This window comes from Pseudomonas sp. 14P_8.1_Bac3 (assembly GCF_025466085.1).
GTDB lineage: Bacteria > Pseudomonadota > Gammaproteobacteria > Pseudomonadales > Pseudomonadaceae > Aquipseudomonas.
Genome location: NZ_JANLOD010000064.1, coordinates 19004 through 38166 on the forward strand (window position 1 = coordinate 19004; position 19163 = coordinate 38166).

Sequence of the window (19163 nt, forward strand, 5' to 3'; positions counted from 1 at the left end):
TGCGTGCTCGATCGCCAGCAAGCCGGCGCCTACAGGCTCGCATATTCTTTAATCGAATAATAAAATTGATATTTATTATTTTATTCTCTAAAGACGCCATCATATAGTCATGCCGCAGGCGAATTTGCAGCGAGACGCATCCGCTGCTTTAGGGCAGGATATTGCTGTCGTCCAAATCCCGATTTTGCCAACATTCCTAAAAGCGTCTTCATAAGAAACCACAGGGGCTTGTCATGAATTTTTCCGCACTACGTCGAAATCTGCTGGTGGGTTCGCTGGGCCTGGCGCTGAGCGCCGGTCTGCTGGGGCAAGCGGTTGCCGGTGAGCAGCTGCAAAAAATCAAGGACGCGGGCGTGATCAACGTCGGCCTGGAAGGCACCTACCCGCCCTTCAGCTTCGTTGACGCCGACGGCAAACTGGCCGGCTTCGAAGTCGAATTCTCCGAAGCCCTGGCCAAAGAGCTGGGCGTGAAGGTCAAACTGCAACCGACCAAGTGGGACGGCATTCTCGCGGCGCTGGAATCCAAGCGTCTGGACGCAGTGATCAACCAGGTGACCATCTCCGAAGAGCGCAAGAAGAAGTATGACTTCTCCGAGCCGTACACCGTTTCCGGGATTCAGGCGCTCACCCTGATCAAGAACAAGGACACCATCAAGACCGCCGCCGACCTGTCCGGCAAGAAGGTCGGCGTAGGCCTGGGCACCAACTACGAACAGTGGGTAAAAGCCAATGTGCCAGGCGCTGACGTGCGCACCTACGAAGATGATCCGAGCAAATTCGCCGACCTGCGCAACGGCCGCACCGACGCGATTCTGATCGACCGCCTCGCCGCACTGGAATACGCCAAGAAGGCCAAGGACACCGTCGCTGCCGGCGAAGCGTTCTCCCGCCAGGAAGCCGGTGTCGCCCTGCGCAAAGGCGAGCCTGAACTGCTGGCCGCGGTCAACAAGGCCATCGACAAGCTGCGCGCCGACGGCACGCTGAAAAAGCTTTCGGAAAAATATTTCAGCGCTGACGTCACTCAATAATGGAAGAAGCTTTCCAACTTGCCCTGGATTCCGCGCCCTTTCTGTTAAAGGGCGCGTACTACACGGTAATTCTCAGCCTGGGCGGAATGTTCTTCGGCCTGGTGATGGGTTTCGGCCTGGCGTTGATGCGCTTGTCGCGTTTCAAGCTGGTGAGCTGGCTGGCGCGCATCTACGTGTCGTTCTTTCGCGGCACGCCGTTGCTGGTGCAACTGTTCGTGATCTATTACGGCTTGCCGCAGCTGGGTATCGAACTTGATCCGCTGCCGGCGGCCCTGATCGGCTTCTCGCTGAACATGGCCGCCTATGCCTGCGAAATCCTTCGTGCCGCGATCAGCTCCATTGAGCGCGGCCAGTGGGAGGCTGCCGCGAGTATCGGCATGACCCGCGCGCAGACCCTACGCCGGGCCATCATTCCGCAAGCGATGCGCACGGCGTTGCCGCCGCTGGGCAACAGCTTCATCTCGCTGGTCAAGGACACCGCGCTGGCCGCCACCATCCAGGTGCCGGAACTGTTCCGTCAGGCGCAGCTGATTACCGCCCGGACCTTCGAAATTTTCACCATGTATCTGGCCGCCGCGCTGATCTACTGGATTCTGGCCACGGTGCTGTCGCACCTGCAGAACCAGCTGGAAGCACGGGTCAACCGGCACGACCAGGAGTCCTGACCCCATGATTGTCGTGGAAAAACTGACAAAGCAGTTCAAGGGTCAGGTCGTGCTCAACGGCATCGATCTGGAAGTGAAGGAAGGCGAGGTCGTGGCGATCATCGGGCCGAGCGGCTCGGGGAAAACCACGTTCCTGCGCTGCCTGAATTTCCTTGAAGAACCCACCAGCGGCCGGATCAAGGTCGGTGACATCGAAATCGATGGCAGCCGTCCGTTGAACCAGCAGCAGGGCCTGGTGCGGCGCTTGCGCCAGCACGTCGGCTTCGTTTTTCAGAGCTTCAACCTGTTTCCCCATCGCACCGCCCTGGAAAACGTCATCGAAGGCCCGATCGTGGTGAAAAAAACGCCCCACGCCGAAGCCGTTGCACTCGGCAAGAAACTGTTGGCCCGGGTGGGCCTGGCGGGCAAGGAAGACGCTTATCCGCGTCGCCTTTCCGGTGGCCAGCAACAGCGCGTGGCGATTGCCCGGGCGCTGGCGATGGAGCCGGAAGTGATTCTGTTCGACGAACCCACTTCAGCGCTCGATCCGGAGCTGGTGGGCGAAGTGCTGGCGACCATTCGCAGCCTGGCCGAAGAGAAACGCACCATGGTCATCGTCACCCACGAAATGGGCTTCGCCCGTGACGTGGCGAACCGCGTGGTGTTTTTCGACAAGGGTGTGATCGTCGAGCAAGGCGAAGCCAAGTCACTGTTTGCCAACCCGAAAGAAGAACGTACGAAGCAGTTTTTGAGCAAGTTTCTGAACAACACTCACCACTGAGTTTCAATGGCAACCTGTAACTTCCATGGACGGAAGTAACATTCACTTTCATAACTCCCGCCTCTATCACCCGCTTATAATTTATCGCTCTTTTCCAATATCGTGTGCGGTACATATATATGTTCTGACACAGATTGAGCTCGCCTAGAATCCCCAAATACTCAGTCCTCCCCCTGCGCAACCACGCCCACCCTGGGGCGCCTGCACCCGCTGATTCAGTGGCCATGTTCGACACAGCGCTACGGTTTCCTGACCTGCAAGTGTAGGAGCTTTCTGAATAACTATGGATTCAATACTTAACTAACTCATGCTATTGACACTTATTCACGCGCACTCTTATCTAGTCGCCAGCAACAGCAATCAATCACGATCAGTCATTACTTTTATCAGTAAGTAATGAGTTATTTATTGTTGGCCATTGTTTCTTTCAGAAACGGACTTCGCTGCAAGACTTCAAGGAGAAACCGATGAAAAACACCTCCCACACACGCGAGCTCGCGGCACCGACCGTGGCGCAGTCACACAAGAGCGGCATCAACATCACCTCGGCGGCTCATTTGCTGATCGACGTGGCGCCTTACCCCGATATGGACGCAGGCGATCTGATCGAGTTGTTCTGGGACAACTGCTACGTGGCCTCCAGGGTGCTCGACGCCCGTGACGTAGGGCAAACGGTAAGCCTGCGGGTGCCAGAGAGCTTCATCGCCAACGGCGCCTCGCGCATTCACTATCGACTCATGCAGGTCGGCCATGGGCCGGCGCTGTCGCCCACCACCCGCGTGCAGGTCAAGCTCGATTGCCCCGGCGGCCAGCCTTGCGCATTGTGCGGAGACGAAAACCAGCACCTGGCGCCGGTGAACATTCCGGAGACGATCCGCCGCCAGGGGGTTAACCCGAACCAGATCAAACGCGGCGTGCCCTTGACCATCGAACCGTACCTGAACATGGCGGCGGAAGACGAAATTACCCTGCGCTGGGGCGATGTGCGCATGGACCTGCCTCTGCTGAAGGCCAGCGACGTCGGCGAACCCATCCACGTTTGGGTGCCGCCCGCGATCATTCTTGAAGCTGGCGAAGACCTGCGCCTGGAAGTGACGTATTGCATCCTCGACCGGGTGGGCAACAACTCTCGCTGGGCACCGGCGCGAACGTTGAAAATCGGGTGCGCGAATCCCTGTCTGAAGGTGCCTCTGAAAGAACCAGTGAACGAGCATTGACCCCCCCTTACCCTGTAGGAGCGAGCATGCTCGCGATGGGCGTCAACGATAACGCTGCCATCCTGATGCCCCGCGGTGTTTCGTCTTCCATCGCGAGCATGCTCGCTCCTACAGGGGTCAAATCCCCCTTCAGCTGTTGCTCCAGAAACAACTGTTTCTCTGCCAACAGTTCGTGGCGACACACTTCTATTCATATTCCTAAAAGTTAGTTTATTTAATTTTTATACACGCTTAGGGTATATAAACCGGACCACCGGACATTCTTGTTTTTACTTCGTCGCCACGTTCGCGGCGTTTCATGAGATGTGAGGTAGGTATGGTCCGGAACACAATCACCCCAGTGCAGATCGCCAGGGCATTGCGTGCAGCCAAGGAGCGGCACTGATATGTCCAGTCTGGCAGAAGCAATCCTCCAGAGTGATCTGGACGTGGCCCCGTTGTTGTTGCCCGCGCAGGTCTTGCGCAACGACGCTCAAGCGATCAACGCCGCCCATGAGCTGGCGCGCGCCGCCCGCCTGCAAGCCGCCAAACGCGACCAGCAGCGCAAGCTGCCCTGGTCGGAAATCGAACAGTTCACCCGCAGCGGCCTGGGCAGCATTGCCATCCCGCGCGAATACGGCGGCCCGCAGGTGTCGTTCGTCACCCTGGCCGAGGTGTTCGCGATCATTTCCGCGGCCGACCCGGCCTTGGGGCAGATCCCGCAGAACCAGTTCGGCATCCTTAACCTGGTGCTCGGCAGCGCCACCGAAGCGCAAAAAAAGCAGCTGTTCAAAAGCGTGCTCGACGGCTGGCGCATCGGCAATGCCGGGCCTGAGCGCGGCACCAAAAACACCTTGGAGCTGAAGGCGCGGATCACCGCCGATGGCGACGGTTTTGTCATCAGCGGGCAAAAGTTTTATTCCACCGGCGCACTGTTCGCCCACTGGGTCGCGGTCAAGGCGCTGAACGACGAAGGCAAGCAAGTGCTGGCGTTCGTGCGGCGCGGCACGCCGGGCCTGCGCATCGTCGACGACTGGTCCGGGTTCGGCCAGCGCACCACCGCCAGCGGCACCATTCTGCTCAACAACGTGCGAGTCGATGCCGAGCTGGTGGTGGATAACTGGAGGATCAACGACAAGCCGAACACCCAGGGCGCCGTATCGCAACTGATTCAAGCGGCCATCGACGCCGGCATCGCCCGCGGCGCCATCGACGACGCCATCGAATTCGTGAAAACCCGCGCACGTCCCTGGATCGATGCCAAGGTCGACCGCGCCAGCGATGACCTCTATGTGATCGCCGACATCGGCAAACTGAAAATCGAACTGCATGCCGCCGAAGCGCTATTGCGCAAGGCCGGGCAGGTGCTGGATCAGGTCGAAGCTGCGCCGCTCACCGCCGAATCCGCTGCGCGTGCCTCGATCGCCGTGGCGGAAGCCAAGGTGCTGACCACCGAGATCTCGCTGTTGGCCAGCGAAAAACTCTTCGAGCTGGCCGGCAGTCGCGCCACCCTCGCCGAATTCAACCTCGACCGCCACTGGCGCAACGCCCGCGTGCACACGTTGCATGACCCGGTGCGCTGGAAATATCACGCGGTCGGCGCCTATCACCTCAACGGCACGCTGCCCGCTCGCCATTCCTGGATCTGACGACCAGACATCTGGAGAAACCCATGACTTTTTCCCACCACGTCGCGGTCATCACCAGCGATGAGCAAGCCTTGATTGTCGCCAGTGACCTGGCCGACGATTTCAAACGCGACAGCGCCCTGCGCGACCGCGAGCGACGTTTGCCGTACCCGGAACTGGAAGTATTTTCCCGCTCCGGTCTATGGGGCATCAGTGTGCCGAAGGAGTACGGCGGCGCTGGCGTTTCCAATGTCACCCTGGCCAAAGTGATCGCCTTGATCGCCCAGGCTGACGGCTCTCTGGGACAAATTCCGCAGAACCATTTTTACGCGCTCGAAGTGCTGCGCGTGAATGGCAGCGCCGAGCAGAAAAAACGTCTCTACGCCGAGGTGCTGGCCGGTCAGCGTTTCGGCAATGCCCTTGCCGAACTTGGTACAAAAACCGCCCACGACCGCACCACGAGTCTGACTCGCGACGGTGACGGCTATCGCATCAACGGCCGCAAGTTCTACGCCACGGGGGCGATCTACGCGCAGCGCATCCCGACCTCGGTGGTGGATGAACACGGCGTGCAGCAACTCGCCTTTGTCCCGCGCGACAGCAAGGGCCTGACCGTCATCGACGATTGGAGCGGCTTCGGCCAGCGCACCACCGGCAGCGGTTCGGTGGTGTTCGAAGACGTCTACGTCGGCGCCGAAGACGTGATTCCGTTTCAAAGCGCCTTCGAACGCCCGACAACCGTTGGCCCGCTGGCACAGATCCTTCACGCCGCGATCGACACCGGCATCGCCCGTGCGGCGTATGAAGACGCGCTGCATTTTGTCCGGACCAAAACCCGGCCGTGGATCGACGCCACGCATGAAAAGGCTGTCGAAGATCCGTTGACCCTCAAGACTTTCGGCCATTTGAGCATTCGTCTGCACGCCACCGAGGCCTTGCTGGAACGCTCCGGCGAATTTCTCGACAAAGCGCAAGCCGAGCCCAACGCCGAAACCGTCGCCGCGGCCTCGATTGCCGTCGCCGAGGCCCGCGCCATCAGCACCGACATCTCCCTCGCCGCCGGCAGCACGTTGTTCGAACTCGCCGGCAGCCAGGCCACCCTGATCGAACACGGCCTCGATCGCCACTGGCGCAACGCGCGGGTGCACACACTGCACGACCCGGTACGCTGGAAGTATCACGCCGTGGGCAACTACTACCTCAACGATGAAAACCCTCCGTTGCGAGGGACCATCTGATGAGCGCCGCGAAAAAGAAGATCCTGCTCAATGCGTTCAACATGAACTGCATCGGGCACATCAACCATGGCTTGTGGACGCATCCGCGGGACACTTCGACGCAATACAAAACCATCGAATACTGGACCGGGCTGGCGCAGTTGCTGGAGCGCGGTTTGTTCGACGGGTTGTTCATCGCGGACATCGTCGGCGTGTACGACGTCTACCAGAATTCGGTGGACGTGCCGTTGAAAGAATCGATCCAGTTACCGGTCAACGATCCACTGTTGCTCGTTTCAGCGATGGCGGCGGTCACCAAAAACCTCGGTTTCGGCCTCACCGCCAACCTGACGTACGAGCCGCCGTACCTGTTCGCCCGCCGCATGTCGACCCTCGATCACCTGAGTCGCGGACGGGTCGGCTGGAACATCGTCACCGGTTACCTCGACAGCGCCGCCAAGGCCATGGGCCTGAGTGAACAGGTGGAACACGACCGTCGTTACGACCAGGCCGACGAATACCTCGAAGTGCTCTACAAACTCTGGGAAGGCAGCTGGGAGAACGGCGCGGTGCTCAACGATCCGCAGCAGCGGATCTACGCGCAGCCGGACAAAGTGCACAAGGTCGAGCACCAGGGCGAGTTCTACAAGGTCGAGGGTTATCACCTCTGCGAACCTTCGCCGCAGCGCACGCCGGTGCTGTTCCAGGCCGGCAGCTCCGAGCGCGGCTTGCTGTTCGCCGGGCGCCACGCCGAGTGCGTGTTCATCAGTGGCCAGAACAAACCGTCGACCCGGGTCCAGGTGGACAAGGTCCGCGCCAGCGCCGTTGAGGCCGGGCGCAATCCGCAAGACATCAAGGTGTTCATGGGCCTGAACGTGATTGTCGGCGCCACCGAGGAACTGGCCTGGGCCAAGCACGCCGAGTACCTGAGCTACGCCAGCGCCGAGGCCGGCGTCGCCCACTTCTCGGCCTCGACCGGGATCGATTTTTCCGAGTACGCGATCGACGAACCGATCCAGTACGTGAAGAGCAACGCGATCCAGTCGGCCACCAAGAACCTGCAGAACAACGACTGGACCCGCCGCAAATTGCTCGAACAACACGCCCTCGGTGGCCGCTACATCACCGTCGTGGGCTCCCCTGAGCAGGTGGCGGACGAACTGGAATCATGGATCGCCGAAACCGGGCTGGATGGCTTCAACCTGACGCGGATCGTCACGCCGGAAAGCTATGTGGATTTCATCGAGCTGGTGATTCCGGAGTTGCAGCGGCGTGGGTCGTACAAGACGGCTTATGACGAAGGCAGCCTGCGGGAGAAGCTGTTTCATGGCGAGGCGCATTTGCCTGAGCAACATACCGGTTCTTCCTACCGGCATTAACAGCATCGCCAGCAGGCTGGCTCCCACAGTTGCAATGAGTTCCCACTGTGGGAGCCAGCTTGCTGGCGATGAGGCCCAACCCAGCACCACACATTCATGCACTGACTGGAATAACCATCATGACCAAGCACTACCTCTCTCACCCAGTCAAAGCACTGGCCCTGGCCCTCGGCCTTTTCAGCTCCATCACCTTCGCCGCCGACGCGCCGCTGAAAGTCGGCACCACCGCCGCCTTCGCCATCCCGCTAGAAGCCGCCGTCGAAGAAGCCGGTAAACAAGGCCTGAAGGTCGAGCTCGTCGAGTTCACCGACTGGATCGCGCCGAACGTCAGCCTCGCGGCCGGCGACATCGACGTGAACTACTTCCAGCACGTGCCGTTCCTGGAAAATGCCAAGGCCGCCGCCGGTTTTGACCTGGTGCCGTTCGCGCCGGGGATCATCAACAACGTCGGCCTCTACTCGAAGAAATACAAAAGCTTCGACGAGCTGCCTGAAGGTGCCAGCGTCGCCATCGCCAACGACCCGATCAACAGCGGTCGCGGCTTGCAGCTGCTGGCCAAGGCCGGGCTGATCACGCTTAAACCGGGTGTCGGCTACAAGGCCACCGAAGAAGACATCATCGCCAACCCGAAGAAAATCAAAATCCTTCAGGTCGAAGCCGTGCAACTGGTGCGCGCTTATGACGACGCCGATCTGGTGCAGGGCTACCCGGCCTATATCCGTCTGGCGAAGACCTTCGATGCGGGTTCCGCGTTGCTGTTCGATGGGCTCGACCACAAGGAATACGTGATCCAGTTCGTGATCCAGCCGAAGAGCAAAACCGACCCGCGCCTGATCAAGTTCGTCGACATCTACCAGCATTCGCCGGCTGTGCGCGCCGCCCTGGATAAAGCTCACGGCAAGCTCTATCAAGCCGGCTGGGAAAGCTGAGGATGACGGCAGCCACCCAATGGCGACTGGAAATTCCAGAGCCTCAAAAAGCTGACCAGACCGAACTGCACCCGCAGCTCAATCGCGCGCACGTACGATTCATCGGCCTGGGCAAAACCTACAACGGCCAGCAAGGCCCGGTGGCCGCATTGCACGGCATCGACCTGGCGATCCAGCGCGGTGAAGTGTTCGGCATCATCGGCCGCAGCGGCGCTGGCAAGTCGTCACTGATCCGCACCATCAACCGTCTCGAGCAACCGAGCACGGGGCGCGTGCTGATCGATCAGGTGGACATCGGTCATTTCAATGAAGACCAACTGGTGACCCTGCGCCGGCGCATCGGCATGATCTTCCAGCACTTCAACCTGATGTCGGCCAAGACCGTGTGGCAGAACGTCGAGTTGCCGCTGAAAGTCGCTGGCGTGCCGAAGGAAAAGCGCGAGCAGAAAGTCCGCGAATTACTGGAGCTGGTCGGCCTGCAAGGTAAGCACAAGGCCTACCCCGCGCAGCTGTCCGGCGGGCAGAAACAGCGCGTCGGCATCGCCCGTGCGCTGGTGCATGACCCGGCGATTTTGCTGTGCGATGAAGCCACCTCGGCGCTGGACCCGGAGACCACGCAATCGATCCTCGGCCTGCTGCGCGAGATCAATCAGCGCCTGGGCCTGACCATCGTGTTGATCACCCACGAAATGGCAGTGATCCGCGACATTTGCGACCGCGTCGTGGTGTTGGAGCACGGGCGTATCGTCGAGCAAGGCCCGGTGTGGGAAGTCTTTGGCAATCCGCAACACGAGGTCAGCAAAACCTTGCTCGCGCCGTTGCAACACGCGTTGCCGGAAGAGCTGCAAAGCCGTCTCCAGGCGCAACCACAGTCGTCGGACGCCGCCGTGGTCCTGCGTTTGCAATTCACCGGCAGCGCCACTGACGAACCGGACTTGGCGGCGTTGTTCGCCGCGCTCGGCGGCCGTGTGCGTTTGCTGCAAGGGGGTGTGGAACGGATCCAGGGCCATGCGTTGGGGCAATTGCTACTGGCAGTGGCCGGCTCGTCGCACAGCGCCGAAGAACTGCATCAGCGTGCCGCGCAATGGGCGCAACAGGTGGAGGTATTGGGTTATGTGGTTTGATCGCTTGTTGCAAGGCTTTATCGACACGTTCTTGATGGTCGGCGTGTCGTCATTGATCGCGCTGCTGGCGGGCATTCCGATGGCGGTGATCCTGGTGACCAGCTCCAAGGGTGGCATCTACGAAGCGCCGACGCTGAACCGCGTGCTGGGCGCCTTCGTGAACCTGTTCCGCTCGATTCCGTTCCTGATTCTGATGGTGGCGTTGATTCCGTTCACCCGCCTGATCGTCGGCACCACGTACGGCGTGTGGGCGGCCGTGGTGCCGCTGACGATTGCGGCCACGCCGTTTTTTGCACGGATCGCGGAGGTCAGTTTGCGTGAGGTCGATTTCGGCTTGATCGAGGCGGCACAGGCCATGGGCTGCCGGCGCTGGCATATCGTCTGGCATGTGCTGCTGCCGGAGGCGTTGCCGGGCATCGTCGGTGGTTTCACGATCACGTTGGTGACGATGATCAACTCGTCGGCCATGGCCGGGGCGATTGGTGCGGGTGGGCTGGGGGACATTGCGTATCGGTATGGGTATCAGCGTTTCGATAGCCAGATCATGCTGACGGTGATTGTGCTGCTGGTGGTGTTGGTGGCGGTGATTCAGCTCGGCGGGGATCGCTTGGCGCGGGGGTTGAATAAGCGTTGAGTCATCGGCTGTCAGTGGTGGCGCTTTCGCGAGCAGGCTCGCTCCCACAGGGTCAGCGCCGCCCTTGTGGGAGCGGGCTTGCTCGCGAATGGCGGCGCAGCAGCACCCGACCTGATGGCGTATATTCGGCAAATCCCAACTGCCTGCGCAGCCTGCCATGAAACAGACCCCCGACGACCTCAAGCAGATCACCTCCACCACCCTGGGCCATTACAACTCGGTGGCCGAAGGTTTTCGCGAAGGGACGCGCGACCACGATGTCAGCCAGAACATCGACGCGCTGCTGCGACATATCCAGGGCGAGGCGCCGTTCGACATTCTCGATTTTGGCTGCGGGCCGGGCCGCGACTTGCGAACCTTCACGCGCATGGGCCACACCGCTGTCGGCCTCGACGGCTCGGAAAAGTTTGCGCAAATGGCGCGCGAGGACAGTGGTTGTGAAGTCTGGCAGCAGGATTTTCTCCAGCTGGATCTGCCGGCCGAACGCTTCGACGGGATCTTTGCCAATGCCGTGCTGTTCCACATTCCGCGTCAGGAATTGCCACGGGTATTAAAGCAATTGCACGGGACGCTGAAACCACGCGGCGTGTTGTTCAGCTCCAACCCGCGCGGGGAGAATCAGGAAGGCTGGAACGGGCCACGGTACGGGGCGTATCACGATCTTCAGGCGTGGCAGGCAATGCTGACCGCCGCCGGGTTTGTCGAGCTGGAGCATTACTACCGGCCGGCGGGGCTGCCGCGGGAGCAGCAGCCTTGGTTGGCCAGTGTCTGGCGCAAGGTGTGAAGCCTTCAGATTTGTGTCGTTTGGGCTGATGCCTTCGCGAGCAAGCCCGCTCCCACAAGGATTGCGCTGAACCCTGTGGGAGCGGGCTTGCTCGCGAATAGAGCGCGAAGCGCTCGCGTTTACTGCGCCTCTTTCTTCGGCTCGCGAATCTTGTACCAGGCCACATACAGCGCCGGCAAAAACAGCAGCGTCAGCAACGTTGCGATAATGATGCCGCCAATCATCGCGTAGGCCATCGGTCCCCAGAACACTTCCCGGGCAATCGGGATCATGCCCAGGCTCGCCGCCGCGGCGGTCAGCAGAATCGGTCGGCGCCGGTGTTCCGTGGCCTGCGCCACCGCATCCCACGGGCCCAGCCCCTCCTTCTCCAGAGCATCGATCTGGGTCACCAGGATCACCGAGTTGCGGATGATGATGCCGATCAGCGCCAGGATCCCGAGGATCGCCACGAAGCCCATCGGCGTGCCTGTGGGGATCAGCGCCAACACTACGCCGATCAATCCGAGCGGCGCGACGCTGGCAACGAGGAACAGCTTCTGCACGCTGTGCAACTGGATCATCAGGAAGGTCGCCATCAAAAACAGCATCAACGGCACGACTTTGGCAATCGGCCCCTGGGCCTTGCCGCTTTCCTCGACCGTACCGCCGGTGGCGACCTTGTAACCCACGGGCAACGACGCCGCGAACTGGTCGATGGTCGGCTTCAGTTGCTTGACCAGATCGGTTGGCTGAATTTCATCGCGCACCGCCGCCTTGATGGTGATCGTCGGCTTGCGGTCGCGCCGCCACACCAGCGGTTGCTCCAGTTCGTAGCGCACGGTGGCGAAGGCCAGCAGCGGGATCGAGGTGCCGCTCGGCGTGACGATCTGCAGGTTCTGCAGGGTTTCCGGCGTGCCGCGCTCCGCGTCCACCGCGCGGCCCACGACGTTGATCAGATAGATATCGTCGTCGACCTGGGTCACTGGCGCGCCGACCACGATGCTGTTCATCAGGTTGGCCACGTCCTCCGACGACAGCCCCAATTGCCGCGCCTTGTCCTGGGCAATGTCGATGCGCAGGACTTTGCCGGGCTCGTTCCAGTCATAAATGATCTCGCCGATGTGCGAGTTTTTATCCAGTTCGGTGGCCAGGGCAATCGCGTGTTTGCGGACCTGATCGATGTCCTTGCCGCTGACCCGGTACTGGATTGGCCGGCCCACCGGCGGGCCCATTTCCAGGGCCTGGACGTAACTGCCGATGCCGACGAACTCTTTGCGCAAGCGTTCGCGCAAACGCTGGCTCAGGGCTTCGCGCGATTCCAGGCCTTTGCTGACAATGATCAGTTGCGCGTAGTACGGGTTCTGCAATTGCTGGTCGAGGGGCAGGTAGAAACGGATCGCGCCTTCACCGATGTAGGTGCTCCAGCGCACGATGTCCGGGTCGTCCTTGAGCGTCGCTTCGAGCTTGTCCACCGCCTTGCGCGTTTCGTTGATGGAGGCGTTTTGCGGCAGGTTCAGGTCGACGAGAATCTCCGGTCGGTCCGAGGACGGGAAGAACTGGTTCTGCACGAACTGCATGGAATACACCGACGCCACGAACAAGGCGATGGTGATGCCGATGGCCCACCAGCGATTGCGCATCGACCAGAGCATGCCGTAATTGAAGGCGCGGCCGATGCGGCCCGGCTCAGCGTTGTGCGGTTTCACATTGGCGCTGAGGATGTGCACACCGATCACCGGGGCGAACAACACCGCGACAATCCACGACACCAGCATCGCCACCGCAATCACCGCGAACAGCGTGAAGGTGTACTCGCCCGCCGAGCTGGCATTGAGGCCGATGGGCACGAAACCGGCGACGGTCACCAGCGTACCGGTGAGCATCGGGAACGCGGTCGAGGTGTAGGCGAACGTGGCCGCCTGCTCCTTGGTTTCACCCATTTCCAGGCGCGTGACCATCATCTCCACAGTGATCATCGCGTCGTCCACCAGCAGGCCGAGGGCGATGATCAGCGCGCCGAGGGAAATCCGCTGCATGGTGATGCCGCTGTATTCCATGAACACGAAGACCATCGCCAGCACCAGTGGAATCGAGCAGGCCACCACCAACCCGGCACGCACGCCGAGGCTGACGAAGCTCACGATCAGCACGATCACCACCGCTTCGAACAGGGCACTGGTGAAGCCGCCAACGGCTTTTTCCACAACGGCGGCCTGGTCGGACACGTTGTGCACGCCGACGCCCACCGGCAGGTCGGCGGTCAGGTCGGTCATGCGCTGGTGCAGGGCCTTGCCGAATTCCTGGATGTTGCCGCCCTTCTTCATGGCAATGGCCAGGCCGATGGCCGGGTGGCCGTTGAAGCGGAACTCCGGGGTCGCCGGGTCGACATAACCGCGGCTGATTTCGGCGATGTCCGCCAGGCGATAAAAACGATCATTGAGCCGCAGGTTGACGTTTTCCAGGTCTTTCTCAGAGGCGAACTGCCCTGACGTGCGCACCGAAATCCGTTCCGGCCCGGCCTCGATCACCCCCGCCGGCGTTACTGCGTTTTGCGATTGCAGGCTCTGCACGACCTGACGCTGATCGATGCCCAACGCCGCCAGTTTGCGCGTGGAGAAATTCAGGTACAGCACTTCATCCTGCTCGCCGACCATTTCGACCTTGCCCAGGCCCGGCACTTCGCGGATCTCGGCGCGCACCTGCTCGACGTAGTCGCGCAACTGGCGCATCGACAAACCGTCAGCGGTAAACGCGTACACCGAACCGTACACATCGCCGAATTCATCGTTGAACCCCGGCCCTTGCAGGCCTTTGGGGAAATCGCCGCGAATATCGTTGATCTTCTTGCGCACCTGGTACCAGATTTCCGGGATGTCCTTGGCGCTGGTGGTGTCGCGCAGGTACACGAACACCGTGGACTCGCCGGGGCGGGTGTAGCTTTTCACGTAGTCGAGGGAATCGAGCTCTTCGAGTTTTTTCTCGATGCGATCCGTGACCTGCTTGAGGGTTTCTTCCTGGGTCGCGCCAGGCCATCTGGACTGGATCACCATGGTCTTGATGGTAAACGACGGGTCTTCCTCGCGGCCCAGGTTCATGTACGAGAACACACCCATCAGCAGCGCGACGAACATCAGATACCAGACGAAGGACTGATGTTTGAGGGCCCATTCGGATAAGTTGAAACTCCCTTTCATTGTGGGCTGTCCTCATCGATTTTTACTTTCTGCCCAGGCTTCAGGCTGTTCACACCAGCGCTCACTACGCGTTCGCCGGATTTCACGCCACTGGCCAGGATCATGGTCGAATCGGTGCGGCTGACCAGGCTGACATCGCGGGGCGACACCGTGGCGCTTTGCGGATCGACGATCCAGATTCGCGCCTTGCCATCGACCTCCTGCAACGCCGTCAGCGGCAGTTCAATCCGCGGTTTGATCGCGGAGCTGAGCGTGACGCTGATGGCGGTGCCCAGGCGAAAGCCGGCGGGGGTGTCCGTCAGCGTCAGGCGCGCGCGGCGGGTACGCGTCGCGCTCTGGGCCTGGGGTTCGATCTCACGCACGATGGCGGTGGTGGTGATGCTCGGGTCCAGTTGCACGGCGACCTGAAACACCACGTCCGTCGGCAACTGATCGACCAGCGTGTCGGGCAGGTCGATCACCGCTTCCTTGATGTCTGGCTGCGCCAGGGTCACCACTTGCTGGCCGGCGGTCACCACTTGCCCGGCTTCGGCGTTCCACGCGGTGACGATGGCTTTGTGGTCGGTGCGCAGTTCGACATAGCCGAGTTGATCCTTGGCCTGATCGACCGCCGCTTTCGCTTGATCGAGCGAGGCCTGGGTGGTTTTCAGATCGGTCTGGGCGATGTCCAGTTGCGCCTGTGCCCCGACCCCACGGTCGAACAGCTCCTGCTGACGCCGGGCGTTGGCCTGGGCATTGATGAGTTGCGCCTGGATCTTTGCCAGATCGCCCTGGGCCGAGCGCAGCTGGTTTTGCTGATCCGTGGGATCGAGGGTGGCGAGCAAGGCGCCCTTCTCCACTTCGGCGCCGACATCGACGTTCCGGCTGGCGATACGCCCCGGCACGCGGAAACCGACATTGGTTTCGTAACGGGCCTGAATGCTGCCTGCGAAGCGGCCGAGGGTTTCCTCATTCAGCGCCTGCACCTTGACCGAGAGCACCGGGCGCACCGGTTCCGGTGGTGGCTCCTTGTCCGAGCAGGCCGCCAGCATCAGGCTGGCGGCAACCAGTAGCAGACGCTTCATGGCTGAACCCCTTCGGCCAGATCCTTGTAGGTGTCTTCGGCGATTTCCACCTTCACGCCGGGGTGCAGCAACTGGCCGCCGGCGATGATGACTTTTTCGCCGTCCTTCAGACCGTCGTTGATGATCACTTTACCGGTCAGGTAGCGCCCGACCGTGACCGTGCGCAGCTGCGCCTTGCCGTCGTCGTCCACCAGCCATACGGCCGGGTCGCTGAGGTTTTTGGTCAGCGCCGACCACGGCAGCTCGATCGCGGATTTGCCCGGTATCTTCGCCGTGGCGCTGACCACCGAGCCGAGCTGCATGCCTTCCGGCAGTCCGTTGAGGGTGACTTTGACCTGCACCGTGCCGGTCTGCGCCGACACCGCCGGGGTGATTTCCCGGACGGTGCCGGTGGTCTTGATCGCCGGGTTGCCGAGCAGGCTGACCACGACGCTTTTGTCATCGGGTGCCTCCGCCAGCAACGATTCGTAGACATTGAATACCGCGTCCCGCTCACCGTCGCGGGCAAGGCTGAAAATCGGCATCGTCGCCTGTACCACCTGGCCGACTTCGGCCTGGCGTGCCGTGATGATCCCCGGCGCATCGGCGATCAGCGCGGTGTAGCTCAGTTGCTCACGCGCGTTGGCCAGTTGCGCCTGGGCGGCCGTCAGCGCGCTTTGGCTGCTGCGCAATGCCGCCTGGGCGGCGTCGAATTCGCTTTGGCTGGTGTAGCCCTTGGGCAGGAGTTTCTGCTGGCGCACGAAGGCGGCGGCGCTCTGTTTGACCCGCGCCTGCTCGGCGGTGACCTGGGCCTGGGCCGAGTCGACATTGGTCTGCAGGTCTTTCGGGTCGAGTTTGGCCAGCACCTGTCTGGCCGAGACACGATCCCCGACATCGACCGCGCGCTGGATGATTTTGCCGCCGACCCGGAACGACAGCTCGGTCTGCACGCGCGCCTGCACGTCGCCAGTAAGCGTCACCGACGCGGCGTAAGCGGCCGGTTTGACGGCCTGCACGAACACCCGCGGGCGGTCCTTTTCGACCTGGGGTTTTTCGCCGCAAGCGCTCAACAGGACAAGGAGACTCAGGCCAACAACTCTTTTCAATCCGGGACCAGCCATGCAGACTCCTTTGCGTTGTACAGACGTGCCAATGGCGATACGACTGTGAGCTTAGAACAGGGTTCAATAGGTGCCAGTTTGCACCGCACTCTGCAGGAACGGGCCTGCTCCCGAAGGGGACCCGGTGCTGGGGACAATAGGGCAAACTGGCGGACCACGCAGCGCAGCAGGATGCTTCCCATGCTCAAGACCCTTGCGGTAGCCAATTACCGCTCGATCAACAAACTGGTGATTCCACTGGGCCGCCTGAACCTGATCACCGGACCCAACGGCAGCGGCAAATCCAACCTCTACCGCGCGCTGCGCCTGCTCGCGGAAACCGCCCAGGGTGGCGTGGTGAATGCGCTGGCGCGCGAGGGCGGACTGGATTCGACCTTCTGGGCGGGGCCAGAGCAGATCACCCGGCGCATGAAAAACGGCGAAGCGCCAATCCAGGCGACCGTGCGCCAGGGCGTCAAACGCTTGCGCCTGGGGTTCGCCGGCGAAGATTTTAGCTACGCGATCGCGCTGGGCTTGCCGACCCCCAGTCTTTCCGCGTTTTCCCTCGACCCGGAAATCAAGAAGGAATGCATCTGGTCCGGGCCGCTCTATCGGCCGGCCAGCCTGCTGGTGGATCGCGACGGCCCGATGATTCGTGCCCGCAACGGTCGCCGCTGGGACGTACTGGCCCAGCACACGCCGATCTTCGACAGTCTGTTCGATCAAGTCGGCAGTCTTCATGCCTCTCCGGAAGTCTTGCAGTTGCGCGAATTCATTCGCCGCTGGCGCTTCTACGATCACTTTCGCAGCGACGCCGACGCGCCGGCACGCCAGCCCCAGCTGGGCACGCGCACACCGATTTTGCATCACGATGGCCGCGACCTCGCCGCGGCGTTGCAGACCATTCGTGAAATCGGCGACCCCGAGACGCTGCAGGCCGCCATCAGCGATGCATTTCCCGGTGCGCGGCTAAACATCGAGCCGCTGCAGGGTGGACGCTTCGCCATCGAGTTTTATCAAGAAGGGTTGCTGCGGCCGTTGTCGGCGGCGGAGTTGTCCGACGGCACGTTCCGCTACTTGCTGCTGGTGGCGGCCCTGTTGACGCCGCGTCCACCGTCGCTGATGGTGCTGAACGAGCCGGAAACCAGCCTGCACCCAGACCTGTTGCCGGCCTTGGCGCGCCTGATCATCCGGGTGTCGGAGCAATGCCAGGTGTGGGTGGTGTCCCATGCTCGCCGACTGATCTCGGCGTTGCAGGAAGACCCGGAATGCAATTGCATCGTGCTGGAGAAGAATCTGGGCCAGACCGGGATTGTCGGGCAGCGGGTGCTCGATGAGCCGGCGTGGTATTGGCCGGATTAAGCACCCGGCCCCAAATTGCTTTATCGGGAATGACGGCGAATGTTCTTGGCATTTTTGCTAACCCAAAGCTGCCTGTCGATCTGCTCGTTCAAGAAGCCGAGCGCTCGGCTCGCACCGGGCTCGCTCATTGCATCTGGCGTCAGAGGTGGTGCCGTTGGTTCAAGGGTGTTGGGTGTCAGAGGCGGCGCGGTAGGTCGACGAGAGCCAGAACTCAGGTCCAAAGCAAGTGAAGACCTCGCCACCCGTGATTTTCGCTCCGCCACGAAGCGCTTCAACTCAGGGATAGTCTTGGGATCACGGGCCGCCCATCCAGACCCCACCCGTCCCGCCAACGTCATCGCCCCCAACCCAAGCGCAACGAAACCCAGAGCGGCGGCGGCCCCGGTGTCCTGTTTGATGGCTGCCACCGCACTGCCGACCCCGGTGAGTGCCGCCAGCATCGTCGTGACCCCGGCAAAGGTCGAACCCATGGCACCCACTGTGTACTTGGCCGGTAGATGCCCTGCCGCCCCCCATTGCATGGCGTTCTTGGCCAAACCAAAAGGGACCGCCGGCTCCATGACGATACGAGCGCTCGAAACACTGAAAATACTCGGCAAGAACCGTACGAGAGCATCGACAAACTCTCCCGACGGATCAGTGAAATTCACCGGATCCCCCAGACAATACGCGTAAGGATTCAACCCGCCCCGGCCAAAAGGGCTCAAGCGGTCGGGACCGTTGAAACGCATCAGTACCGGGTTGAATGCCCGATGGCCGTTCCCCAGCAGGTAATGCCCGGTGACCGGATCACGACGCTCACCGGTATAGCCCAGCAGGCTGTCGGCGCGGTCATGACCATAGGGCGTGGAAACCCGTGACGAGAAAGGGTCGCTCAGTTGCAAAAGCGAACGCTGCTGATCCGTGCACAGCAGTCGGCTCTTGAGACGGTCGCCTGAATTCGATTGCAGGGCCAGCAGATGATCGCCTTGCCGAAAAACGGCCTCGCTGGCCTGCCCTTGCATTTCCGTCACCAGGTGCTGATGACGATAAAACCGTTGCAACGGGGACCTGCTGGCCGGTTCGAGGCCGACCAGCAGATCCAACGCGTCATACCGGTACTGGCACAGCTTTGCGTGTGAAGTCGCCATGAGAGCCTCCC

The 19163-nt window shown here is 61.4% G+C and carries 16 protein-coding genes; 12 read left to right on the top strand and 4 right to left on the bottom strand.

What is annotated here, in order from left to right; all coding sequences use genetic code 11:
- The first annotated feature begins 233 nt into the window (after positions 1 to 233).
- The 11 genes from tcyJ (at position 234) to NTD84_RS19935 (ending at position 11344) form a co-directional block, all read left to right on the top strand.
- Positions 234 to 1028, top strand: a complete 795-nt coding sequence (gene tcyJ, locus NTD84_RS19885) for a cystine ABC transporter substrate-binding protein (RefSeq protein ID WP_262168913.1) — start codon at positions 234 to 236, stop codon at positions 1026 to 1028.
- Positions 1028 to 1693, top strand: coding sequence for a cystine ABC transporter permease (gene tcyL / locus NTD84_RS19890; protein WP_150633140.1), 666 nt, complete (start codon positions 1028 to 1030; stop codon positions 1691 to 1693). Before tcyJ ends, tcyL begins: the two co-directional genes overlap by 1 nt.
- 4 nt (positions 1694 to 1697) lie before the next feature.
- Positions 1698 to 2453: an L-cystine ABC transporter ATP-binding protein TcyN gene (gene tcyN / locus NTD84_RS19895; protein ID WP_262168918.1), complete on the top strand. Its 756-nt coding sequence runs from the start codon at positions 1698 to 1700 to the stop codon at positions 2451 to 2453.
- Positions 2454 to 2920: 467 nt separating this feature from the next.
- Positions 2921 to 3670: a hypothetical protein gene (locus tag NTD84_RS19900; protein WP_262168921.1), complete on the top strand. Its 750-nt coding sequence runs from the start codon at positions 2921 to 2923 to the stop codon at positions 3668 to 3670.
- Positions 3671 to 4056: 386 nt separating this feature from the next.
- Positions 4057 to 5298 (top strand): SfnB family sulfur acquisition oxidoreductase, encoded by a 1242-nt coding sequence (locus tag NTD84_RS19905; RefSeq protein WP_262168924.1) that lies wholly within the window; start codon positions 4057 to 4059, stop codon positions 5296 to 5298.
- 23 nt (positions 5299 to 5321) lie between these two features.
- The gene (locus tag NTD84_RS19910) at positions 5322 to 6515 is read left to right on the top strand and encodes an SfnB family sulfur acquisition oxidoreductase (RefSeq protein WP_262168926.1); all 1194 of its coding nucleotides are present in this window, start codon (positions 5322 to 5324) and stop codon (positions 6513 to 6515) included.
- A complete protein-coding gene (locus tag NTD84_RS19915; protein WP_262168929.1) occupies positions 6515 to 7873 on the top strand; it encodes an LLM class flavin-dependent oxidoreductase in 1359 nt (452 codons plus the stop codon). Before NTD84_RS19910 ends, NTD84_RS19915 begins: the two co-directional genes overlap by 1 nt.
- Before the next feature lie 119 nt (positions 7874 to 7992).
- Positions 7993 to 8802, top strand: a complete 810-nt coding sequence (locus tag NTD84_RS19920; protein WP_262168930.1) for a MetQ/NlpA family ABC transporter substrate-binding protein — start codon at positions 7993 to 7995, stop codon at positions 8800 to 8802.
- A gap of 2 nt (positions 8803 to 8804) precedes the next feature.
- Complete coding sequence (locus NTD84_RS19925) at positions 8805 to 9926, top strand: methionine ABC transporter ATP-binding protein (RefSeq protein ID WP_262168932.1); 1122 nt, start codon at positions 8805 to 8807, stop codon at positions 9924 to 9926.
- Positions 9916 to 10560: a methionine ABC transporter permease gene (locus NTD84_RS19930; RefSeq protein WP_262168934.1), complete on the top strand. Its 645-nt coding sequence runs from the start codon at positions 9916 to 9918 to the stop codon at positions 10558 to 10560. The genes NTD84_RS19925 and NTD84_RS19930 overlap by 11 nt, the downstream gene beginning before the upstream one ends.
- Before the next feature lie 157 nt (positions 10561 to 10717).
- A complete protein-coding gene (locus NTD84_RS19935; protein ID WP_262168937.1) occupies positions 10718 to 11344 on the top strand; it encodes a class I SAM-dependent methyltransferase in 627 nt (208 codons plus the stop codon).
- 119 nt (positions 11345 to 11463) lie between these two features.
- Here NTD84_RS19935 and NTD84_RS19940 read toward each other — a convergent pair whose 3' ends face one another.
- The 3 genes from NTD84_RS19940 to NTD84_RS19950 are packed head-to-tail and all read right to left on the bottom strand — an operon-like array spanning position 11464 to position 16681.
- Complete coding sequence (locus NTD84_RS19940; protein WP_262168938.1) at positions 11464 to 14517, bottom strand: efflux RND transporter permease subunit; 3054 nt, start codon at positions 14515 to 14517, stop codon at positions 11464 to 11466.
- Positions 14514 to 15581 carry an efflux RND transporter periplasmic adaptor subunit gene (locus NTD84_RS19945; RefSeq protein WP_262168940.1) on the bottom strand — a complete coding sequence of 356 codons (1068 nt, stop codon included), beginning with the start codon at positions 15579 to 15581 and terminating at the stop codon, positions 14514 to 14516. Before NTD84_RS19945 ends, NTD84_RS19940 begins: the two co-directional genes overlap by 4 nt.
- Positions 15578 to 16681, bottom strand: a complete 1104-nt coding sequence (locus NTD84_RS19950; protein WP_262168942.1) for an efflux RND transporter periplasmic adaptor subunit — start codon at positions 16679 to 16681, stop codon at positions 15578 to 15580. Before NTD84_RS19950 ends, NTD84_RS19945 begins: the two co-directional genes overlap by 4 nt.
- A 180-nt stretch (positions 16682 to 16861) precedes the next feature.
- Here NTD84_RS19950 and NTD84_RS19955 point away from each other — a divergent pair, with 180 nt between their 5' ends.
- Positions 16862 to 18022, top strand: a complete 1161-nt coding sequence (locus NTD84_RS19955; protein ID WP_262168944.1) for an AAA family ATPase — start codon at positions 16862 to 16864, stop codon at positions 18020 to 18022.
- A 20-nt stretch (positions 18023 to 18042) separates the two neighbouring features.
- Here NTD84_RS19955 and NTD84_RS19960 read toward each other — a convergent pair whose 3' ends face one another.
- On the bottom strand, positions 18043 to 19152 hold the full coding sequence (locus NTD84_RS19960; protein ID WP_262168946.1) for an RHS repeat-associated core domain-containing protein: 1110 nt from the start codon (positions 19150 to 19152) through the stop codon (positions 18043 to 18045).
- Positions 19153 to 19163: the final 11 nt, after the last annotated feature.

Coding starts and splice junctions, on each gene's coding strand:
- NTD84_RS19930 (WP_262168934.1), top strand. CDS start 9,916: ATGTGGTTTGATCGCTTGTTGCAAGGCTTTATCGACACGTTCTTGATG.
- NTD84_RS19900 (WP_262168921.1), top strand. CDS start 2,921: ATGAAAAACACCTCCCACACACGCGAGCTCGCGGCACCGACCGTGGCG.
- NTD84_RS19960 (WP_262168946.1), bottom strand. CDS start 19,152: ATGGCGACTTCACACGCAAAGCTGTGCCAGTACCGGTATGACGCGTTG.
- NTD84_RS19950 (WP_262168942.1), bottom strand. CDS start 16,681: ATGGCTGGTCCCGGATTGAAAAGAGTTGTTGGCCTGAGTCTCCTTGTC.
- NTD84_RS19920 (WP_262168930.1), top strand. CDS start 7,993: ATGACCAAGCACTACCTCTCTCACCCAGTCAAAGCACTGGCCCTGGCC.
- NTD84_RS19910 (WP_262168926.1), top strand. CDS start 5,322: ATGACTTTTTCCCACCACGTCGCGGTCATCACCAGCGATGAGCAAGCC.
- NTD84_RS19940 (WP_262168938.1), bottom strand. CDS start 14,517: ATGAAAGGGAGTTTCAACTTATCCGAATGGGCCCTCAAACATCAGTCC.
- tcyJ (WP_262168913.1), top strand. CDS start 234: ATGAATTTTTCCGCACTACGTCGAAATCTGCTGGTGGGTTCGCTGGGC.
- tcyN (WP_262168918.1), top strand. CDS start 1,698: ATGATTGTCGTGGAAAAACTGACAAAGCAGTTCAAGGGTCAGGTCGTG.
- NTD84_RS19925 (WP_262168932.1), top strand. CDS start 8,805: ATGACGGCAGCCACCCAATGGCGACTGGAAATTCCAGAGCCTCAAAAA.
- tcyL (WP_150633140.1), top strand. CDS start 1,028: ATGGAAGAAGCTTTCCAACTTGCCCTGGATTCCGCGCCCTTTCTGTTA.
- NTD84_RS19905 (WP_262168924.1), top strand. CDS start 4,057: ATGTCCAGTCTGGCAGAAGCAATCCTCCAGAGTGATCTGGACGTGGCC.
- NTD84_RS19915 (WP_262168929.1), top strand. CDS start 6,515: ATGAGCGCCGCGAAAAAGAAGATCCTGCTCAATGCGTTCAACATGAAC.
- NTD84_RS19935 (WP_262168937.1), top strand. CDS start 10,718: ATGAAACAGACCCCCGACGACCTCAAGCAGATCACCTCCACCACCCTG.
- NTD84_RS19945 (WP_262168940.1), bottom strand. CDS start 15,581: ATGAAGCGTCTGCTACTGGTTGCCGCCAGCCTGATGCTGGCGGCCTGC.
- NTD84_RS19955 (WP_262168944.1), top strand. CDS start 16,862: ATGCTCAAGACCCTTGCGGTAGCCAATTACCGCTCGATCAACAAACTG.